At 66.4% G+C, this 20,039-nt stretch carries 25 protein-coding genes; 12 read left to right on the top strand and 13 right to left on the bottom strand.

The window, feature by feature from the left end:
* Positions 1-195: 195 nt before the first annotated feature.
* The 3 genes from ACWIGI_RS38725 (at position 196) to ACWIGI_RS38715 (ending at position 2,170) form a co-directional block, all read left to right on the top strand.
* Positions 196-864 (top strand): HAD family hydrolase, encoded by a 669-nt coding sequence (locus ACWIGI_RS38725; protein ID WP_454208602.1) that lies wholly within the window; start codon positions 196-198, stop codon positions 862-864.
* A 14-nt stretch (positions 865-878) separates the two neighbouring features.
* Positions 879-1,793 carry an alpha/beta hydrolase gene (locus ACWIGI_RS38720; RefSeq protein WP_454208601.1) on the top strand — a complete coding sequence of 305 codons (915 nt, stop codon included), beginning with the start codon at positions 879-881 and terminating at the stop codon, positions 1,791-1,793.
* Between the two features lie 71 nt (positions 1,794-1,864).
* On the top strand, positions 1,865-2,170 hold the full coding sequence (locus tag ACWIGI_RS38715; protein WP_454208600.1) for a hypothetical protein: 306 nt from the start codon (positions 1,865-1,867) through the stop codon (positions 2,168-2,170).
* A 24-nt stretch (positions 2,171-2,194) separates the two neighbouring features.
* Here ACWIGI_RS38715 and ACWIGI_RS38710 read toward each other — a convergent pair whose 3' ends face one another.
* Positions 2,195-2,842, bottom strand: coding sequence for an arsenate-mycothiol transferase ArsC (locus ACWIGI_RS38710; RefSeq protein WP_454208599.1), 648 nt, complete (start codon positions 2,840-2,842; stop codon positions 2,195-2,197).
* Positions 2,843-3,180: 338 nt separating this feature from the next.
* Between ACWIGI_RS38710 and ACWIGI_RS38705 the strand changes: the two genes are divergently transcribed.
* Positions 3,181-4,218, top strand: a complete 1,038-nt coding sequence (locus ACWIGI_RS38705) for an MEDS domain-containing protein (RefSeq protein WP_454208598.1) — start codon at positions 3,181-3,183, stop codon at positions 4,216-4,218.
* On the opposite strand, the gene ACWIGI_RS38700 is transcribed toward ACWIGI_RS38705, so the two are convergent.
* Entirely contained in the window at positions 4,199-5,893 is a 1,695-nt protein-coding gene (locus ACWIGI_RS38700; RefSeq protein ID WP_454208597.1) for a hypothetical protein, read from the bottom strand. The genes ACWIGI_RS38705 and ACWIGI_RS38700 overlap by 20 nt on opposite strands.
* A gap of 487 nt (positions 5,894-6,380) precedes the next feature.
* Here ACWIGI_RS38700 and ACWIGI_RS38695 point away from each other — a divergent pair, with 487 nt between their 5' ends.
* From ACWIGI_RS38695 to ACWIGI_RS38680, 4 genes are all read left to right on the top strand, one after another.
* A complete protein-coding gene (locus ACWIGI_RS38695; protein WP_454208596.1) occupies positions 6,381-6,818 on the top strand; it encodes an RICIN domain-containing protein in 438 nt (145 codons plus the stop codon).
* A 291-nt stretch (positions 6,819-7,109) separates the two neighbouring features.
* On the top strand, positions 7,110-7,874 hold the full coding sequence (locus tag ACWIGI_RS38690; RefSeq protein WP_454208595.1) for a PRC and DUF2382 domain-containing protein: 765 nt from the start codon (positions 7,110-7,112) through the stop codon (positions 7,872-7,874).
* 303 nt (positions 7,875-8,177) lie between these two features.
* Positions 8,178-9,026, top strand: coding sequence for a class I SAM-dependent methyltransferase (locus tag ACWIGI_RS38685; RefSeq protein ID WP_454208594.1), 849 nt, complete (start codon positions 8,178-8,180; stop codon positions 9,024-9,026).
* Positions 9,027-9,208: 182 nt separating this feature from the next.
* Positions 9,209-10,063, top strand: a complete 855-nt coding sequence (locus ACWIGI_RS38680) for an alpha/beta fold hydrolase (RefSeq protein WP_454208593.1) — start codon at positions 9,209-9,211, stop codon at positions 10,061-10,063.
* A gap of 130 nt (positions 10,064-10,193) precedes the next feature.
* Here ACWIGI_RS38680 and ACWIGI_RS38675 read toward each other — a convergent pair whose 3' ends face one another.
* The 4 genes from ACWIGI_RS38675 to ACWIGI_RS38660 form a co-directional block, all read right to left on the bottom strand.
* Positions 10,194-10,490 carry a DUF4193 domain-containing protein gene (locus tag ACWIGI_RS38675; protein ID WP_454208592.1) on the bottom strand — a complete coding sequence of 99 codons (297 nt, stop codon included), beginning with the start codon at positions 10,488-10,490 and terminating at the stop codon, positions 10,194-10,196.
* Between the two features lie 225 nt (positions 10,491-10,715).
* Complete coding sequence (locus ACWIGI_RS38670) at positions 10,716-10,892, bottom strand: hypothetical protein (protein ID WP_454208591.1); 177 nt, start codon at positions 10,890-10,892, stop codon at positions 10,716-10,718.
* On the bottom strand, positions 10,889-11,089 hold the full coding sequence (locus ACWIGI_RS38665) for a hypothetical protein (protein ID WP_454208590.1): 201 nt from the start codon (positions 11,087-11,089) through the stop codon (positions 10,889-10,891). The genes ACWIGI_RS38670 and ACWIGI_RS38665 overlap by 4 nt, the downstream gene beginning before the upstream one ends.
* Positions 11,090-11,122: 33 nt before the next feature.
* Positions 11,123-11,545: a DUF4254 domain-containing protein gene (locus tag ACWIGI_RS38660; protein ID WP_454208589.1), complete on the bottom strand. Its 423-nt coding sequence runs from the start codon at positions 11,543-11,545 to the stop codon at positions 11,123-11,125.
* Positions 11,546-11,732: 187 nt separating this feature from the next.
* Between ACWIGI_RS38660 and ACWIGI_RS38655 the strand changes: the two genes are divergently transcribed.
* Together ACWIGI_RS38655 and ACWIGI_RS38650 are read left to right on the top strand one after the other, a co-directional pair.
* Entirely contained in the window at positions 11,733-12,596 is an 864-nt protein-coding gene (locus tag ACWIGI_RS38655; protein ID WP_454208588.1) for a helix-turn-helix domain-containing protein, read from the top strand.
* A 9-nt stretch (positions 12,597-12,605) separates the two neighbouring features.
* Entirely contained in the window at positions 12,606-12,935 is a 330-nt protein-coding gene (locus tag ACWIGI_RS38650; RefSeq protein WP_454208587.1) for a DUF397 domain-containing protein, read from the top strand.
* 120 nt (positions 12,936-13,055) lie between these two features.
* Here the strand turns inward: ACWIGI_RS38650 and ACWIGI_RS38645 are convergent, their stop codons facing one another.
* From ACWIGI_RS38645 to ACWIGI_RS38630, 4 genes are all read right to left on the bottom strand, one after another.
* Positions 13,056-13,541 (bottom strand): NUDIX hydrolase, encoded by a 486-nt coding sequence (locus tag ACWIGI_RS38645; protein WP_454208586.1) that lies wholly within the window; start codon positions 13,539-13,541, stop codon positions 13,056-13,058.
* A 211-nt stretch (positions 13,542-13,752) separates the two neighbouring features.
* Positions 13,753-13,905, bottom strand: coding sequence for a hypothetical protein (locus ACWIGI_RS38640; RefSeq protein WP_454208585.1), 153 nt, complete (start codon positions 13,903-13,905; stop codon positions 13,753-13,755).
* A gap of 696 nt (positions 13,906-14,601) precedes the next feature.
* Positions 14,602-15,243 carry an LppP/LprE family lipoprotein gene (locus ACWIGI_RS38635; RefSeq protein WP_454208584.1) on the bottom strand — a complete coding sequence of 214 codons (642 nt, stop codon included), beginning with the start codon at positions 15,241-15,243 and terminating at the stop codon, positions 14,602-14,604.
* A 287-nt stretch (positions 15,244-15,530) separates the two neighbouring features.
* Complete coding sequence (locus tag ACWIGI_RS38630; RefSeq protein WP_454208583.1) at positions 15,531-16,112, bottom strand: nitroreductase family deazaflavin-dependent oxidoreductase; 582 nt, start codon at positions 16,110-16,112, stop codon at positions 15,531-15,533.
* Between the two features lie 245 nt (positions 16,113-16,357).
* Between ACWIGI_RS38630 and ACWIGI_RS38625 the strand changes: the two genes are divergently transcribed.
* On the top strand, positions 16,358-16,576 hold the full coding sequence (locus ACWIGI_RS38625) for a hypothetical protein (protein ID WP_454208582.1): 219 nt from the start codon (positions 16,358-16,360) through the stop codon (positions 16,574-16,576).
* A gap of 1,168 nt (positions 16,577-17,744) precedes the next feature.
* Here the strand turns inward: ACWIGI_RS38625 and ACWIGI_RS38620 are convergent.
* Entirely contained in the window at positions 17,745-18,101 is a 357-nt protein-coding gene (locus ACWIGI_RS38620; protein ID WP_454208580.1) for a YegP family protein, read from the bottom strand.
* Positions 18,102-18,206: 105 nt separating this feature from the next.
* Between ACWIGI_RS38620 and ACWIGI_RS38615 the strand changes: the two genes are divergently transcribed.
* Positions 18,207-18,677: a hypothetical protein gene (locus ACWIGI_RS38615; protein WP_454208579.1), complete on the top strand. Its 471-nt coding sequence runs from the start codon at positions 18,207-18,209 to the stop codon at positions 18,675-18,677.
* 99 nt (positions 18,678-18,776) lie between these two features.
* On the opposite strand, the gene ACWIGI_RS38610 is transcribed toward ACWIGI_RS38615, so the two are convergent.
* Positions 18,777-19,649 carry a GNAT family N-acetyltransferase gene (locus tag ACWIGI_RS38610; protein WP_454208578.1) on the bottom strand — a complete coding sequence of 291 codons (873 nt, stop codon included), beginning with the start codon at positions 19,647-19,649 and terminating at the stop codon, positions 18,777-18,779.
* A 66-nt stretch (positions 19,650-19,715) separates the two neighbouring features.
* Positions 19,716-19,874, bottom strand: a complete 159-nt coding sequence (locus ACWIGI_RS38605; protein ID WP_454208577.1) for a hypothetical protein — start codon at positions 19,872-19,874, stop codon at positions 19,716-19,718.
* Positions 19,875-20,039 lie beyond the last annotated feature (165 nt).

Raw genomic sequence — 20,039 nt, 5'->3', positions numbered from 1 at the left:
TGAACCTCACCCCGGCATCCCGGGTGCTACCCCGCCAACCACGTCTCACGCGGGCCGCCACTGCTGGGCAGTTGATTTTCTGAGTCGTCCGGCCTTTGGGGTGTGCAGATCGCCCCGCGCCGGGCTCCGCTTGGACGGCGGGTGTGCCGGGTAGACAGCAAAAGGCCGGCACGACAACGCTGAGGAGGTTTTCTCATGTCCGATCCCGCGGCAGTCCTGTTCGACATCGATGGCACGCTGGTCGACTCCAACTACCTGCACGCGCGAGCCTGGCATCGGGCGTTCGCCGACGCGGGAGTGACCGTGCCGACCTGGCGTATCCACCGAGCCATCGGCATGGACGGCGATCGCCTGATCCACACCGTGGCCCCCGAGCTCGACGACCAGGGCGCCGCGCACGCCGACAAGCAACACAGCCGTCTCCACCTGGATTCCGCCGACGAACTCACGCTCCTGCCGGGGGCCCGGGAGATTCTCGCCGGGCTGCACTCGCGCGGTTTACGAGTCCTGCTCGCTACCTCCGCCCCGCCGGACGAACTCGCGGTGCTGCGCGAACTGCTCGACAGCGACGCCGTGCTCCATGCGGTGACCAGCGGAGACGATGTGGACAAGGCCAAACCCGATCCCGAGATCGTGCGGGTCGCGCTCGATCGCGCCGGTGTTCCCGCCGATCGCGCGGTCTTCGTCGGGGACACCGTATGGGACATTCGGGCGTGCGCCCCGGTCGGTGTCCCGGCGATCGGTGTGCTCAGCGGCGGTATCTCTCGCGCTGAGCTCGAACAGGAAGGCGCGGCGGATGTCTACGACGATGTCGCGCAACTGCTCCAACACCTCGATTCCAGCCCGATCGCACGACTGCTGTGAGCGATGATCGCGGAGTGGAAGTCGTTGGCGCCGTCAAAGATCCCGAGTTGATGAACTTCGTACGGGGCATGCGCGAGAGCTATTGGACGCGAATCCCCGACGCCGGCGAGCCCGATCCGGTCGCCGAGTCACGCAGAATGGCCATCCCCGCCGGGGAGCCGGATCGCTGCATTACCGTGCGGACCTACCGGCCGCGCGGTGACGACTCCCCCGCGCTGCCGGTCATGGTGTTCGCCCACGGCGGCGGATTCGTATCCGGAGATCTCGATACCCACGACGTGCTGTGCCGGGCACTGGCCAATCGCGCCGCGATGCTGGTGATCTCGGTCGACTGGCGTCTGGCCCCCGAGCATCGATTCCCGGCGGGGTTGGACGACGTGATCGCGGTAATGGACTGGGTCAGCGCGCACGGCACCGAACTGCGAGCAGACACCACCCGCACGGTTTTGTGCGGTGACAGCGCCGGCGGGACCCTCGTCGCGGCCGCCGCCGCGATCGCACGGGACCGCGGCGGGCCACCGCTGACGGCCCAAGTGCTCTTCTATCCGAGCCTGAGCAACACGATGGACACCCCGTCGTGGACGCAGTTCGGTGAGGTCGGCTTTCCCACCAGAGAGGTACACGGCACCTGTCTGCGCGCCTACCTTCCCGCCGGCACAACCGTGGACGATCCGCGAGTCTCGCCCGCGCGGGCGCAACTCACCGGTTTGCCGCCCACCCTGATACTGGTCGGGGAATTCGACCCACTGCGCGATGAAACCCTGGCCTACGCTCTCGCGCTCACTGCGGCGGGCGTGCCGGCCACACATCGCGTCTATCCCGCGGCGGAACACGGTTTCATCCAATTCTTCAAGGACACCGCCACCCACCCGCGGGGTGAAGACGCACTCACCGACACGGTCGAGTTCCTGCTGGACGAACTCACCTGATCACGACCCGACTCGACCGGACCTGCGTGTCGTTCGCGAATCCATGACCACGCCGAGACATGATGCAATTCATGACCGAACCCGTTCGCGGACTATCGGCTCCCTCTTCGCTCTCATCGCTCGAACGACATCACCTGCTGCAGGAAGCGGCTTCCCATCATCGGGCAGCGTGCGAGGCAATCGGCAGGGACGTCGATCTCTACTCGGAAATGGAACTCCAGCCGATCCTGTTCGAAGAACTCGAACTCCCACCGACGCCCGATGGCCGGACCGACACCGAATCACTGCGTCAGCTGCGCGGACACCCCACGATTCCATTCGTAGAGCATTTGCTCGCCTACCGGGAGACGATGGGATTCCTGGGCGATCTGGGATAGCCCGGCACATCGCCCATCGGTGGATCAGGGCGAGATGTGCAGCCCCAACGTCGTGATCAACCGACGAACACGACGTTCGATATCGTCACCGACCAGTCGAACCTGCTCGACGGGCCGCCCGGCCAGGTCGGGAATCGGCCATTGCTCGAACCTGTGCCCCGCCTGGATGGGGTCGGTGTCGCCGCAGCCGAGGTCCACCACGACGTCCGCGACCCGGGCGAACTCTTCGCTCCACGGCTTGGGAAACTCGTCGCGGATGTCTATCCCCCGCTCGGCCATCACCCGCACCACTTCGGGATTGATCGCCGCACCCGGCGCGGACCCGCCCGACCAGGCCAACGCCCGGTCCCCGGCGAGATGAGCGAACAGTCCCCGAGCCATCTGCGACTGACCCGTGTTGTCCCGGCACAGGAAAAGCACCGCGGGGCCCACGCCGGCCCACCCGCGCTCCTTCGCCAAGGCGCGCAGGCGATCTCGCGCGAATCTCTCGACCCGCTCCGGAAGCCGATCCGGAGCGGCGACGTTCACCAGCAACTCCCGGCAGGAAGTAACCGTACGGTCGATGGTCTTTGCGCCGAGCGCGGCGAATTCGATCGCGAGGCGGCCCCGAATGGCATCGGTGGTCTCACCGTCCACCGTCGCGGACGAGTGCCCTGCCGTGCTGTGCATCATTGTCGACTCCTCCCCTGGTTACTCACGCCGCCGCTGTACGGAGCGAGTGATTTCAGCGCGAGATGGGCGGTACGAAATCCCATCTTCGACACACGCCGTGTCGAAAATAGCCAATTGTTCAGCGGCACAAGAAATTACAAAACACACCGAAGCTCGCAAATCGGAATTATCTTGTCCTTTCGCGGGCGCCGATCGATTCGCGATTGCTCATACCCGGCGTTCGGGCACCCAAACGCGCGGAGATCAAGTTCTCCGACTCGTAGTTCCTTCGGCCAGGTCTGAACCCGCGCGCCAATTTCTGAGTGAATCACAGTCCCGGCCCGGGGTACTGTCGCCATATGGAGCTCGTCGACCGCGCACTCGAACCACACGACCACGTGGTGAACGTCTACGACGGCGAGCAGGATCTCATCGAGGACGTCGGCTCCTTCCTGGCCGACGGACTGGCCGGCGACGCGGCGGTGGTGATCGTGGCGACACCACCCCATCGAGCCGCTCTCGCGCAACTGCTTCGCGAACGTGGAATCGACCTACCGGCCGCGACTGCCGCCGGCCGTGTGCTGTGTTTGGACGCCGCCGACACCCTGGCGCAACTGATCGTGAACGGCGTCCCGAACGAGGCGAAGTTTCGCGAGGTGATCGGCGAGAGAATCGGCGCACTGCGCGCCGGCGGGCGACCGGTGCTCGCCTTCGGAGAGATGGTGGCCCTGTTGTGGGCCGAGAATCGAGCCGCCGAAGCCGTTGCGCTCGAAGCGCTCTGGAACAGTCTCGCCGGCACCCATCGGTTCAGCCTCTACTGCGCCTACCCGAGTGAGATCCTCACCGGCTCCGGCGATCTCGCCCTCATACAACCGGTATGCGGTCAGCACTCACAGGTCATCGCCCCGCGCAGCTACGTGTCCGACGGATCCGGGGAGGAGGTGCCAGCACTGACGGAAGACACCGCGATCTACCTTCCGGTGCCGACCGCGGAGTCGGCCGCGCGCGGTTTCGTCACCGAACGGCTCCGGGCCTGGGGACGAACCGATCAGGTTCTCGACGATGCCGCCCTCGTGGTGTCCGAACTCGCGGCCAACGCTGTCGCCCACGCCCAGAGCGTATTTCGGGTCTCGCTCACCCGGTCCGATACCGAACTCAGGATCGCCGTGGAGGATCTGAGCGCGGAGCAGCCCCGGCTCGGCGTACGCGACCGCACGGTTGTCGGCGGCCGCGGAATGCTGCTCGTGGACGCGCTCAGCCACCGCTGGGGCGTCGAGCGGACCGGATCCGCCGGCAAAATCGTCTGGAGCGAAATCGCCGACCTTCCCGTGGTCGAGACAGGCAACGTCGCCCCGCGCTGCAGGATCTCGCCCGGGACTATCCGGTCCGGGTCATAGCCATCTCCTGGCCCTCGCTGGTGCGCAGGGTGAGGCTCGAAATCGATGCCTCGGCAGTGATATTGCGCATCCGTCCTTCCCCGATGAGCCGATCGACGAGTGTGTGCAGGCGTGGGGATCGTTGTTCGAGCGAGGTCATCTCCTCGGCGGTGACGCTCACGATGCCGTGATACTTACGCGGCATGTCGCTCAGTCCTTCGCGCTGCCAGCCCATGCGGGTGTCGCTGGCAAGGTGCCCGGCGACATCGGTGCACGCCCCGCCGGCGTCACACAGGCGCAGGGTGATTCGGTCTCCGGCGTAGTCGAAATCGCGGGTTTCCACGGTCCAGCCTTCGGCATCGCGGTAGCTGTAGTGGACTCCGGTGGGCGGGCTCATCGTCAGGTGGGAGGTGTCGCCGGGGCGGTTGTCCAGGGTGTCGGCCTGCTGCGGTTGGTCGGTGATGGTGAAAGCCCAGTCGGCGTTCGGGTCGATGGGCTTGTGCCAGAAGCCGGTACGGCCCCCATCATCACGGCCCTCCACGCGCAGTTCGCGTTCGTGCGAGCGGGCTCCGGTCTGGTGGATGCTGATGGTCGAGGTGATCTCGCCCGAGATCTTGGGTTGCGCGATCCAATCCGGTGCCGGGAGTTGGATATCGGCGTAGCGGTTGAACGGGGGACGCAACTGCGGGAACCGCGAGAACTCGTGCTCGAAGTTGTTCGGCGCGGAGTCGAACGCCGATTGATCCTCGTAGGAGTACGAGAAGAACAGGGTGTCCGCGCCCGAGATATCGAAATCCCACAGGCGCGTGAACATGTCGCCGTACTCGTTGATGACGAAGGTGGTCGAACCCGACGAGCTGAGATTGACCGCCCGAAATCGTCCGTTCAACGGGCCGGGGAGTTCGTAGCTGTAATCGTCGGCCAGTTCGCTGATCTCGGGATGCAGCGGGTCACTGGCGGGCAGCCACGGGTCCAGGATGGCGATCCGATTACCTTCGGGTGAGAGCACGTACACCGTGGTGACGCCCGCCCCGCCCACCGGGACCTCGTGTCCGGACGCGTCTGTCCAGCGTCCGTCGTGCCGGAACGGCAGCACCTGAACGTACCGCGGGTTCAACCAGGACAGGCTCCAGGCCTGCGAGCCCGGTCGCACCCGCGTCCCGGTGGGATCAAGCCAGATCGGCGCGCCGAATCGCTTTGTCCACCACCACAGTTCCGGTGTCCAGTCGGCCGATTCCAGGGTGTAGATCCAGCCTTCGGGCCCGGTGGCCATCAATCGGCTGCCGTCCACCGAGATACCGGTGATCTGTCCGCGCAGGCAGTTGGGCACCGGCGGAACGCGCCAGCCCGACTCCCCCGCGACGGCCTTGATGTACAGGTTGTTGTCCAACAGCGCGTACTGCCACACCTCGTTGAATCCGCCCTTGTCGGTGCGCAGTTCGATCCGATTGGGTAGCCGCGCGGCGACGTCCGGCGGGACCGGAGGCATCGTCAGCAGGCCGATACCCACGTCCGGGCTGTACAGCGGCAGCGGCCACGCACCGGCCCGCCCCGGCAAACTAAGTGCGGCACAACTGATCTCCTCGGGCAGGATGCCCGACCACGGCCACCATTCGTCCGCCGCCGCCGGACGCGCCGCAGCGACCGACGTCGCCATCAGCCCCGCCACGAGCACGCCGCCCCAACCCTTGCGCACCGGTTCCGTCTCCTTTGATCCACATGAAATCGGGGAAGAACACACCACCACGCCCGCTCCCGGGCGATGAGCGTGAGGCGCGACGAAAGCCGGCCACGAGCTTCAACGGTTCGCAGCGGTCAAGCGGGTAACAGTCGACACATCCTGGCTCACGCGACGTTGTGAACGTCCTATCGACACGCCGGGCGGTAATGCTGGTGGAGGATGCGGCCTCGGAACTGCACCCGCTGGGCGCAGGCGATGCAGATGCAGCACCTGCCCGGCCACCTGCTCCACGACAGCGAAGTGGCAGAGACGTTAGCCGACGTGGTGAGGGCCGGCCGAGCCGCTCAACAAATGAGAACAACGAACGGTTTCCTCGATCGATCCTCGGGTATCGCCTCCCCGACAGCGCCACGCCGTGTAACGCCGGACTCGCGCGGGGCCGTTGCGACTGGCTCCCGGAGTCCTGCGACATCACCCCACACCTGGTCGAAGGAGTGTTCGGATGTCCATTCCCATCGACACACCCGTCAAGATCACGAACAATGCCGGTGAGCGGCCGTGGGCGAAGAGCTTCCCCGCGGACCCGGCGGCGGACCCCTCCTGGATCACCCTCGACACCGAATTCGGGCAACTGTTCCAGCAGTGGCAGATCTGCGCGTTCGACGACGGCTACACCATCAAGAACGAAGCCTTGAGCTCCTTGGCGGCAGGGCAAGGAACCGACGACGTCGCGTGTCACAAAGAATTCAACCCGGCCACGGCCACATGGTCGATCGAACCGAGCGGTCACGGCCTGTATGTGATCAAATCGCCCTCCCAGGGCCTGTTCTGGACCGCCCACCGCTCGGAATCCGACCAGCCGTTGACGGTGTCGTTGCAGCCACACTCCGGCGGAGACGAGCAACAATGGGCGTTCGAGGTCGACCCGGCTTTGCAGTGACATATTCAAGCCCTGCGGTCCTGTGTCCAGGTCGCCGGTGGAGGCATTCCAGAGCCTCGATCCAATAGTTACCTTCACCGCAGAACGCCAGTTGATGCCGAGATTCCCGGACCCGCCATACAACACCAGCCCATGCCTCGACGTTTGTTCGCTTGATACCCGGGTAGTTGCCGGAATGTCGCTGGCTTTGCTGACGCGAAGCCGGACCGACAGCTCAAATCGCATTCTCTCCTTCCGAGTTACAGCCCGCGAACCGGCGGGCCAATCGAATTCGACGATCGAGGAGGAATCATGACCGGGTTGCTCGACGAGATCATCGGTAATTCCGTGTACGACCGAGGTGGCGACAAGATCGGCAAGGTGAAGCAGATCTACATCGACAACGTCTCGGGTGCGCCGACGTGGGCGGCGGTGTCCACCGGCTTCTTCCACGACGACTCCCTCGTTCCACTCGCCGGGGCGCGGCACCAGGCGGGTTCGGACCAGCTCCAGGTGCAGGTCGCCAAGGATGAGGTCAAGTCCGCACCGCATATCGCCATGGACCACGACATCACCGCCGACGAGGAGCAGCAACTGTTCGTGCACTACCACGTCGACCCGCAGCGGGCGGGATGGAACGCGTTCGCGGACCCGACAGGTCAGCAAGCGCGGTCGGACGAGCAACGACGTCCGCGCGTCAGCGACGAGGGCCTCGTGCGTTCCGAGGAGCACCTCGAGGTGAACAAGCAGCGCACCGAGACCGGCACGGCCAAGTTACGCAAGTACGTGGTCACGGAGGAGCAAACCATCACGGTGCCCACCACCCACGAAGAGGTGCACGTCGTACGGGAGCCGATCACAGACGCCGACGCGGTCTCGGCCGTGGATTTCGGCGAACAGGAGACCGAGGTGACCTTGCACGAGGACCGGGTCACGGTGACCACGGAGGCGGTGCCGGTCGAGCGGGTCCGCCTCGCGGTCGACGAGGTACAGGACAGCCAGACCGTGGAAGGCACCGTGCGCAAGGAACGGTTCGAGACCGAAGGAGTCGACGAGGACCCGAAGCGTAAGCGATAGATCATCGGCCGCAACGGTTCCGGGGTCAGGGAAGGCTCCGGAACCCGCGGCGTCTGCGGCGCGGGCGCTCGATACGACGTCGAGTGACTACCGATCAGGGCTCGTTGTCCGAAGCGGCTGGAAATGCTGGGGAAGGTCCTACGAGCGGGACCCGAACACGCTGTCGCTTCGTCGACGAGAACGTCGCGGACCAATACTGCCAGTCCGGCCAGGACCACGAGAATGCCGAATTCCTGCTCGGGCGTTGAGGTTTCCGTGACCGTCCCCGCCGTGCGTAGGCTGGGGCGGTCGAAAGGATGACCGATGTCCGTAAGTCCGCTCGCCGCCGCCGGGCCGTGGGATGAGGTAGCCGAGGGCTACGACGATGTCACCACCGAGGTCATGCTGCCGTTCGCGGCGCACGCGCTGGACATCGCGAATCCGGCGCCCGGCGCGCGGGTTGTCGACGTCGCCGCCGGACCCGGCACGCTGAGCATTCCCGCCGCCGGACGCGTGGCCGCGGTGCGGGCAATCGACTTCTCGCCCTCGATGATCGAGCGGCTACGCGTGCACGCGGCGGCGGCCGGGCACGGCAATATCGAGGCCGTGGTCGGCGACGGTCAGGCGCTGCCCTACGCCGACGCGGAATTCGACGCCGCCTTCTCCCTGTTCGGCCTCATGTTCTTCCCCGATCGCGCAAAAGGATTTGCCGAACTCGCGCGCGTGCTGCGCCCCGGCGGCATCGCGGTGGTGTCGAGCTGGGCTCCGGGTGATGAATCCTCGCTCATGACACTGCTTTTCGATGCGTTCCAGGCGGGCATCCCGGATTTTCCGCCGCTGCGGCGCAATCCGTCGAGTCTGGAGAACCCGGAGGTCTTCGCGGCCGAACTGCACGCCGCGGGCTTCGCCGAGGTGTCGGTCCAGGCGCATACGGCGGAGTTCACCTACGACAGCGCCGAGCAGCTCTGGCACAAGATGACCTACGGCAATGCCCCGCTGCGGCTCACGCGCGCGCGGACTCCGGCGGCGGTGTGGGCGGCGCAGGAGCGGACCATGATCGAGTATTTGGCCGAGCACTACCGGCCCGGTACGCCGCTGGCCACGACCGCCTGGCTGGGATCGGGACGCAAGCCGATGCGCTCGGAACCTGATGCCGCGAACACGCTGGGCTGACTGTAGATACCGCATCGAGCCAGAATGTCTTTACGACCTCCTGGACACATGTCTACAGTTGCGATGCGACCCAGACTTCTGCCGCATACGCCAGCGGACAAAGCCGCACGCGCAGAGCGCTTTCCACTGGAGCCGCAACGGGCGCGGTGGACTCCGGCCCGTCCGACTACCTCGAGGAATCCGTGCGTCTGATAGAGCTACGAACCGGCGTGACGGTGGGCGTCGACCGCACCGGATCGGGACCCCCGGTCCTGCTGCTGGGCGGCATGGGGATGCCCTCGATCGTGTGGGAACTCTCCGGGCTGACCACCGAACTCGTGGCGGCAGGCTTCGAAGTCATCACCCACACGGCGCGCGGCATCCCCCCGGCGTCCGCGCCACCGCCGCCGTACACGGTCTCCGATCTCGCGGCGGACGTAGCCGCGGTCCTGGACGAACTCGATCTGCTCAGCGACGTGATCGTCATCGGCTACTCGCTCGGAGCGTTCACCGCGCAGGCACTGCTCGCAGCCCGGCCGCACAACTTCCGGGCGGTGGTGTTCGTCGCCGGCTTGAATCCGTCACCACTGGTCGAGATCGCCGACGACATGGCGCTCGAGCTCATCGAGACGACCGGCACCCTTCCGGCCTCGGTGAGCACCTTCGAGCTGCTCATGACGACGCTGCCCAGCACGATGCTCCAGAACCCCGACGCGGTGCGGGACTGGCACGCCGTCCTCGCCGACGACACCATCCGTTGGACCGGGATCGATGGGCTCACAGGACAATTGACGGCCTCCCGCGATTGGACCAGCGACAGGGAGTCCCACCTCGATCAGCTCTCCCGGATCGATATCCCGTCGCTGTCCATCGCCTTCGAACACGACCTGTACTTCCCGCCTGAAACGGAACGGGATGCCGCACAACGTATCCCGGGCTGCAAGCACGTCCTGATCCCGCACGCCGCACACGGCGGGCTCAGCACCCACAGCGCGGAACCCGTCAGGCGGATCGTCGAGTTCTGCGCCGCCATCGAAAAGGAACCCGGCTCGAACTGATTCGCGCACTCCAGCAGTAGACCGGCGGCTTCACCCGAGGCGGCGGAACCCCGCCGCTTCTCACCACACTCGGCAGCAGGAAGCGCGGGGGTAGTCCGGTCGCGCGCGGCATGCGGGGTTCAGGCTGGAATCATGCCGCGCAATCGGCGCACTCCGTCGTGGCGTCGTTCGCCAGGCGGCTGCGGTGGTGGACCAGAAAACAGCTCGAGCAGGTGAACTCGTCGGGCCGTTTGGGGACCACGGGCACCGCCAGGACCTCGTCGGAGAGATCCGCGCCGGGCAGCTCGAACAGGTCCGCGATATCGGTCTCGTCGACATCGACCACCGCGGCCGCGGCTTCCTCACGGCGAGACTTCAGTTCATCGACCGAGTTCTGGGCTTCGCCCTCGATCTCGGTCCGTCGGGGCGCGTCGTAATCGGTTGCCATCGTTTCCCCTCATCGTGTCCGGACCGGCCCCGCTTCGCCGCGACCGCCGAAGCCGAGCCGGTACCCCCTTGAATCACCACACCGTATATACCCGGACATACGGGATTATTCGACCTTCCGCGCGGGCGTGTCCTATGGGATTTACCTGCCCCGGCTGGCTCGCTCCGCGAGGGCGCCGGTCCGACACATTTGCGGTCGTCGCAGACGTGCGTCGTGAGCGAACGATCAGGTGAAATACGCGACGGCCGCGGCCAGGACGCGGCAATCGGATCGGTGCCCGTGATGGATGCGGCGCAGTTGTTCGGCGCGACGCGGGGTCAGGGCCACAAGTTCTACGTTGCAGAGGATTTCGGCCAGCCGTCCGTCCGCGTGGACGAACATGTGACCCGACGTGGGGGTCATCGGTGACTCGGCAGGGCGGGCAGGTGGGCCGCTTCGAGTCTTTCGCGCTCGATCCGCGCCGCAATGCCGCTCACGGTCCAGCGCGCGTCCCTCGGCGCAGAGGGACGCGGATGCACCACGGCATCGGACAACAGCGCCCACACCGCCGCACCGCCGAGACCGAGGCCGATCAGGAATGTCCATATCGTTGTGATCATCACGCCCTCCGAACGTGTGGAATTCAGGACTTCTCATTGAGCGCAGGGCAGTCTGCGCCGCCCGGAGGACACCTCGTCGGTGAGGTCCTCATAGCCGACGGCCAACTCCGCCAACCGTTCCCACGCATCCCACAACTCCAGGTCGACGGTGCCGGCCAGTGCCGCGTGCGCGGACGCGCTGAATCTCGCCAGGCGATCGATCACCATCCCGAGAGTTTCGGTGTGCAGACGCGCACCGCCCGGGGCCGGCGGCAGTTGCCTGGCCACCCACAGATCGATGTCGCGCACCAGTCCGGCACGCAACCGATCGAGCTCCACGGGCACGAACTCCCCGCAACCCAGTAGCCGCCGATGGATCCCGGCCAGCTCGCCGACCCAGCGGAGTAGCGGATCATCCTGGGGCACATCGCCCCGGCATGCGGCGAGGACCAGACGCTTGGGGGGTAACGGGTCCATCGGGAATCACCTTTCATCAGGTGAAGACGGGATGCTGCGGGATTCCGGTCGAAGTGGCCGGATAGCGATGTGGCGCGATTCACACGGTACGCCTAGTTGTAACAACTACGCAATACGCGTGGAGATACTCCTACGCAGGCCCGCGTTGTTGTACGGTATTGGCGCCTGACCAGGAGGAAGGAGCGAGATGACTGAAGCGTCGCCCACGGTCGCCAACTGGGAGTTGATGCTGAGAATCCGCACTCGGGCCGATGAGCGCGGCGTGAAGACCAGCCTGATCGCGAAGACCCTCGATGTGAGTCAGCAGTACTGGTCCGCGCTCACCCGGGGAAAGGGCACGCTCGCCGAAGACAAGCTCAAGATCCTGTTCAACCTGCTCGAAGTCGATCGGGACGAGCAGGCCGAGCTACTTACCCTTCGCGATATCGCGAAGGGGCGCAGTCCTTTTGCCGAGTACTCGGCACTGTTCAACGAACATTTGATGCGGTTCTACGGCCTGGAAGCCGGCGCGCAAAGCATCCGAAGCTTCGAGAACGGCGTCATCCCCGGTCTACTCCAAACCGAGGACTACATCCGCGTTCTCATGAAGGCCAGGGTGACAACCGGCCGCCCGACGGAGGTCGAGCAGCGAGTCAATGCGCGCCTGCGGCGGCAGCGACGGCTCGATGGTCCCGATGCTCTGCAGCTCTCAGTGGTGATGGGCGAAGCCGCGCTGATGTACCAGGTCGGAAGTGCCGACGTGCAACGCCGACAGTTGCGGCACGTCATCGCGCTCGCCGAGAAGCATCCCGATACGTTGGACATACGCGTGATTCCCTTTTCGGCGGGCGGCGCGATCGCGAGTCTCAACTCCGCGACATTCCACCTGCTCGACTTCCAGAGCTCGAGGCTCCCCACCATCGGCTGGGTGGAGTCCGCCGCCTATGGCGAGATCGCCGAAGATCCCAAGCGCGTCACCGCCCTCGACTACCTCTTCAACCAGATCCACGCGATCGCGCTCGACCCGAAGCGGTCCCTCGACGTAATCAATCGAGTGGCGGGCAATGGGTAGGGTAAAACCGTGCGCACCAACTTCTTCAAGTCCACATTCAGCGGCGGAGACCAGACCTGCGTAGAGGTCGCTCACCACAGCGACGCCGTGCGCATTCGCGACAGCAAGTACACCGGACCCGCCGGCGATCAGCCGATCGTGTCGATTCCGCCCGCGCTGTGGCCCGACCTGCTCGGGCTTGTACTGAGTGGCGAATCCGGGGTGGTGGGCAGCGCGCGGATCACCGTGAGTGTCGAGGGCAGCGCCGTAATCGCGTGCCCCGGAACCATTTTGGCGTACGAGGCCGACGAATGGGATGCCTTCACGAAGGGCGTAGCGGACGGCCAATTCGATCGCTGATGACGCAACCCGCGTCGGCGGCTAGCTTGGTCGGCCGCTACCAGACCGCCCCGAGGTTCCGTTCACCCACTGGCTGGAAACGGCGACAACTCACAGCGAATGAACCGTCGAGCTTGCCTTTCAACCAGCCGCATATTTGCCGAAAGCCTCGATGCTGTCGGGCACGAAGGGCCACTGCCGCATCGCTTCCCGCAGATCAGCCTCCGAAAGCCAGCCATACCAACCGATCTCCGTCGGATCCGGAGCAACCTCCCGATCGATGACAGCCTCATGAACACCCAGCCAATACGGTGCGATCGTCCCCTGGCACAGGAACTTGAGGACGAACCGCGCCCGGCCCACGACCCGGAGTTCCTCGATCAACTCGCGGCTGGCTGCTTCCTCATATGACTCACCGACAGCCACCGCGCCGCCTATCAACCAGTTGTAATAGCCAGGGAACCGCGCACTGCCCTCGGGGCGCCGATGCACGAACACTCGCCCCTCACCATCACGGCACACCACGGTCGCGACCCGATGCAACCATCTGGCCCGAATGGCCATGTCCCGGTCGACGACACCGAGAACTCGGTCATGCTCATCGACACGTTCCACCAATTCGCTCATGTACCCCACGATGCCGCACGCCCAATGCCAGAGGGGGCTGTGGGATCTCGCCCAGGCTGCAGAGGAACGCAACCGGGAGCTGTACAGCTGCGGCGTGGCGTTGCGCCAGAGACTGCACGAAGCGATGCGGGCCGAGCTTCAACGCGGCCGGTAAGACGCGGTCACCCGCCTGAGCGGTCATCGATGCTGGCACACCTGGTCCGTTGACTGTTCAACCCCAACGGTCGGAATACACCTGCGGCAACTGATCAGTGGGCGCGTCGACGCCCGCCCGGATGTGGGCCAAGAATTCGTCGAGAGTGTCGTAGCGGTCCAGGATCTCGATCAGTAACCGGCCCGCGCCGGTGGTGTTCACTGCCGTCATCGCGCAAACCCCCAAGGTGGGTGGACAGCCCCGATATCCGCAGATCTGACGGGGCATACGTGAAATGCTGGACATGCCGTCGACGGACGCGAGGGTCGAGCGTTCTGCCTGTTCTGTCCTCGCGCCCGCCGACAGGGTTAACCGCGGGGGCCGGTTGCAGGCCGGCCTCCCCGGGACCACCATTGGGCGGGGCGACCCGGGAATACCTGCCGACCATCGCACGCCCGGCGGTAGCCGTTCGCCCGGCGAATCCGCCGTGTGAGGGTTCGATGATCATGTGGCACCCGCGCACAGGCTAGAACGAACTCCCCCGTCAACGCCGGGAAATCGGTGCTGTTCGGCACGCGATGTCAGTGTGTCCGATCCCGCGCGTGTCAGGTGACTGGAAAGTAGCCTTCGCGCACCCGACCTCAGACCCAGACTGGTGTCGCGATTGGTTAGCCGACCGCCTGCGCGAACCATCGGCGAATTGCGCTGCGGTGGTGAGCATTTTGGCATCCACGGCGGTCGGTGGCGTATCTGCCCGGGCGTGACTCGTCCGGCGGGGTCGATGGCTTCGATGGTGGCGAGCGTGTGGTGTAGATCCGTGGCCCTGTGAGCGGCCCGGGACACGGAACAGCACCCGGATGCATGCCCCATCCGGGTGCTGTCGTCGATCATGCTGCCGGGCCGAACCATTCGGCTGCGCGGCGGTCGCTAGCGCGGCGCGGTCACCTCGGCCGGGAAGTCCTGATCCGGGGTGATGGTCCGGCCGTCCGAGCCCAGCGTGAGGGTGATGACCGTCGGTCCGCCGGACGGACAGCAGTTGGCGTCGTCGCCGGTGAGCCAGCGGTACTGCACCTGGACGGTGCGATCGCCGGAGCCGACCACCGAGGTGTACGAGGTCGCCTTCTTGGTGGCGGTCCCCAGGTAGCCGTCGTGGTTGAACAGCAGAACGTGCCACGGCGAGCTGGCGGTCCCGCGCGGTGTTCCGGCCAACGCCCACAGCAGATCCGGGCACTCACCGAGCGCGGCATCGGTACCGCTCTCCACGGTGTAGTTCTCGCCGCCGACTCCCGGCCCGAGCTTCTGCAGCGCGGCATTGACCACCCCGGAGTTCACATCCAGGCACAGGCCGTGCCCGGCGGTGGCGGGCGCCTTGTTCCCGGCGGGGGAAGTGGTACCCGGTTCGGACCCACCGCCCCCCGACCCGGAACCGCCGGGTGCGGACCCACCGGGTTGGGTGGCCACGGTCGAGCCCGGCGCGGACGGCTGCGGCTGGCTCGTCACATCGTCCTGACAGGCGGTGGTCAGGGCGAGTGCGGCCACGGCCGCGACAATGCCGACGATTCTCTTCATGGGAACCAGCGTAGAAACGATTCCGGCACAACGGTATCGGGCATCCGACCCGAATTGTCGGGGCGCGGGCACGTGTTAACGGAAGTTGAGTTGGGCGCTATCGCGCGATCGGTCCCCACTCCATGGTCGCTACGAGCGACCACCCCCCGAGAGGCGCTCGTCGCAACGACTCGCCATCTGCGCCACGCGTGCGGTCGGCATAGCCGGCCATCAAACCCCCTGTGAAACAACGAAACAACACGATCACCGCAGGCTTTGGAGTGCAAGCCCCGCTCGATCACGGCAATCTACTCGGGCACGGGGCGCTCACGCGTATCCGATGCGCGGTGAAGGTCGACGGCCAGCGGGGTGCCGCCCTCGAACCAGGCGCTATGCAGTTCGCGGATCTTGGCAGCGGTGGGCATGCCACGGCGGTGAAACAGATTCTCCGCATAGTCGAAGGGGCGCACCCGCGTGCACAGCGCAGCGGCAGCGGCGGCGCGTTCGTCCGGGGTCCGCAGGTCGCGAACGGCGCCGGTGTAGGTACCGCTGCGCAGGCGCAGGGTGACCGAGGGGTGTGCGCGAATGTTCTTGAGCCACAACGCGTGCTCGCCACGGATCGAGACCAGATACGCCTGGTCCCCGAGCTGGGCGGCCTTGACGTAGGTGGTGCGCGCCCTCCCCGTGACACGGCCGGTGGTGGTCAGCACACCGACCCCGTGCGGAAGCCGGATCGCGAACCACACGGTGTGCAGGACCCGCAGTGGGCGGGTAATACGGCGAATCTGCCGCAACGTCGGTCGGGCGTCACGGCGGCGGACTCGTTCAGGGACATAGTCGCCGTCGCGGTAACGCAGCTCGTGCGGGACGGGCACGGGCGACTCGCTCATCGTGTACCCCCTGCTGTGTGGACACGCCTGGCGACCATGACAATACGCGCTGCCCGACTGCGGCAATTTTCCCCTGTTCGCGGCCTGGACCGGGAGTGCATTTCCTGTTCCGAGAAAGGCGAAGTTCGGATCTTGGGTGTAACCCAGCCACTGGACACCCTGGCGCTCGTTCACAAGGCGATGCCAAGAGATCGTTAACGCCGCACCCGCACCCTGGTCACAACACACGACCAGAGGAGAACACGATGAAGGCACTCACCAGCACCGCACTGATCGCCGGCGCTGTCGCGACGGTCATCGGGCTGGCCGGGCCCGCGGCCGCGTCTGCGACACCGATCGTGAACACCTCGTGCCCGCGCAGCGAAGCGATGCACCAGACCTACGACGTACGCACCGGCAAACCCGTCATCTGCGTGAACACCGGTGCCACCGGATACAAGTGGGTAGCCGACGCCACCCGCTGACGCTAGGACCGAGCCGAAAACCGCGGTGCGCCGGAGAAATGCGAAATGGGCTGTCAGGGTCCGGCTCACCTCTGCGGCTGGACGACACGCGGGAAACGAATCACCCGCTCGCCGTAGACCGAAACCGTCCACCGAATCGAAACCCGCAGGGGCGCAGTCGGGCCCGCTTGCTCGCCGGCAGCAGGCACGCCGACGGTTCCGCGCCCCGCGCGGCGACCACACCGGGCGGCTGCAACCTCTGAGGGTTCCCGATACGCCCGGCCGCTACACCTCGGGCCGGGTTGAGGCGTCGGCAGCTGGTTGTTCGGTGTGGCGCGCGCACCGTCGCGGTGGTGGTTTCTACCCTCTAAGTGGGCCGTGCCTGCAACGCGGTCCCGGTTATATGCCTGCCCGGGTCGCACATCCGGTGATCCGGGCGGGCCCACCGGGGCGACTGCCGCACTCACCTGATCACACGCTCGCGCGGGCACGGCGGCGCATCAGCTTCGCGCGGCTACGCCGCAACGTCTATTAGGCAACGATCGAGTTATCGCGCTGGTGTGCGGAGGGGCGATGGGTGTGCGATGGAGGTATCGGCGCAGCGAGGAAGCCCTTCCCGGTGTCCGAGCCGATACGAGGGTCACGCCCCCTGTGCGCCTGTCCGAAGACCTGGGGTGGGGCCCTCGTCCACGCGTATGAACAATTTCCGGGCTCGGCATTCTGGGCAAGGGAGCCCGCAGGCGCTGCCCGGCTCGGAACTCCGCTCGGCGTCCCACGGTGCGCGCGGCCCGCGCCGCGCGGCATCCCGCCCGGCCTCCGGGAGAAGAACTGGGCGGGACACGTTCCACAGAAGGCCGCCCCAGACAGCGGCCTGCAGCGATCTTAGAGACGACACCCCCTCCAGCACCGTTGCCACGCAGGCACGTCGCCCGCGTTCGCGGCCCTGAGGATCGCTGAAACGGACATTCGGAACTGTTTCGCGCGCAGGGTGTTTGAACTGCGATCGCAGGGATATCCCGCTCCCGGTCTCGCTGCCGGGAGGCCGATCCTTCGCGGTAGCGGGTTCCTGCCGGGTTCTGGCCTGTAACAGGACCGGGCGCACCCGCACCGTGCCGGCGGTCCCCCGCGAGCTGCCGGAGGCCGCCGGCACGGTCCGGGCCGCAAGGCCGTGGCGTGGTCGCGGTCCGGATCACACCCCGCTCTCGGAATCACTTCGGAGACCGGCCTGTTGAATGGGGTGTCGGCGTTCGGACAGCCCCGGGCCCCACCCCATCGTCGCTACGAGCGACCACCCGCCGAGACGCGCTTGTCGAACGCCGACACCCCGAACAGCCACGATGTCCCGGAACCGATCGGTTCCGGGACATCGTGCTTCGGCCCGCCTTCGTGGACGGGATTCAGGTGGTGGTGCCCTCGTCGCCCCGGCGGCGTTCGCCTGCACCGAGGCGATGCCCTTCTTGGCCGAATCCTTGCTCGCGTACCCCTGGGGTTGGGCGGTGATCTGCCCGTTGGCGGCCTCGAGCCGCCACCGGAACTCGCCTGCCACATCGGTGAAAGCTGGCCTCGGTCATGGCCTGGACCGTCCGCGCCTTGGCGAGACCCCGCGGACGTGGAAGCCTGACGCTCGCCCCAATCGTCTAGGTTTGCCGCCATGGATGAGCAACGCCGGTTGAGCGAACACGCCTTGCTGGCATCCCGCGCGTATGAGGCGGCGGAGTACGCGCTGCGGACGGCGGAGCGCACGTTCGCAGCGGCGGTTGGCGCGGCATGGCCAGACCTGGATCCGGATCATGTGATTGCGGTGTGGAACGAGCTGCGGAGGGCGGCGCAGCACACGAATGTTGGGCAGGCCGCATTCCTCGCGGGGTTGGATCGGCGGGTGACCGCGGACCAGGCGGGGGAGGTGTTGCGGGCAGTGTGGGCAGCGTTTCCGGGCTACACGTTTCACGACGCGCAGCGCTCGCCGGGTGTTGCCGTAGACACGAGGCATCCCGGGACCTGGTTGTTGCACTGGGCGGATGGCCCGGATGGGTGGGCCGCATCGTTTATTGATCGCGGGCAGCCGATGCCGGGTGTGACCGTGCGGGCGACGCGAGACGGTCTGCTGATCTCTCCCGAGTAGTGGAGAAAACCTCTGCACCGGACTGTCCGGGTGGCCGAGGGTGAGCGAAAGTGCCTCATGCGGGTTGTATGCGAATTCCACGGCGATGTCGGCTGGGCGTCAGTGCCGTGTGTAGAGCAATGTGCGCGGACCCGGTTGGTAGCCGATGGCCCGGTATAGGCGTGCGGGTGCCGGATAGGCGCGGTCGCCGCGGGGCAGGATCACCGCGTGAGTAGCGCCGAGGGACCGGAATGCATGCAGCAGAGCGATATTGACCGCCTTGGCCAGGCCCTTGCCGCGGAATGCGGGAGAGCAGGAGACCGGCTCGACCAGCCCGACCCGGTTGACCTCGTCGTACCAGCCGAGCGCCGACGCCACCCACCGGCCGTCGGGCGCGACGACGACCAGGTCTGTCTGCTCACGGTAGGGGTAGGTGGCCATGATGTTTCGATAGCTGTCGGTGGTGACCCGGGACCCGAAGTCCGACCATCCGGCACGGTGGACCGCGGCCCGCTGCTCGGCGTTGTCAGTGGCGATAGTGGTGATCGCGAACCCGCCCGGCAGTCGCGGCTCCGGTAGCTCGACCAGGTCGTGGACGTGACGGCGGAAGAACGGCCCGTTCTCGAGCGGGGTGTAGCCGCGGCGGGACAATGCCGCGCGTTCGTGGCGGTCGGTCTCCATCACCAGGCACGACAGCATGGAACCCGCCGCGGCGATCTCGAACCAGTCGAGCAGTTGCGGCAGCAGCTCGGTGGCGGCCGGGTCGACGAGCATCTCGAGGTGACCAGGTAATTCGATCCAAGCCCAGGCGACGATTACGCCGCCCTCCTCCCACAACGACATGCGGAATGCCTGTTGCGCACCGGGAATCGAATGCCAGCCCCAGGCGATGTCGCCGATGTGGAACCGGCGCTCGGGTGACCAGACACGCTGCACCAACGATTGCGGACGAACGAGGTGCCGGGCCCCGTCGAGATCACGTCGTATGGCCATGGAGTCCTTCTGCTCGTACCGGTGGTCATATCCTCGAGGCGAGTCCCGGCGCCGGGCAAGCACTTTTCAACTCCGGTCGATTCGTGAGGGTTGGTCGAAATGGCCGAGCAGATAGGTGAACCCGATCAGGTCCTCACCCAGGCGACCCGAGGTGAACGGTGCCTCAGCGAAGGTGTCCAGGCTGGTGCGGGCGGTTCGGTCGGCGGCCAGCCAGTCGCGTAGCAACTGCAGCAGTGCACCGGGTTCAGCCGTCTACTGGCTGTCGGTGCCGATACGGGCGGTGCGGGCGCACAACGAGTCCGGGCATCGCCGCGGGGGCGGGGGGGGGGGTGTGGCCCCCCCCCCAGCGGGGGTATTACAGGCCCCGGGGGCGCGCGAGGGCGGGGGCCC

This window comes from Nocardia sp. NPDC055321, from assembly GCF_053645575.1.
The sequence above is the reverse complement of the archived record's forward strand: the minus strand, read 5'-3'. Positions and strand labels throughout refer to the sequence as shown.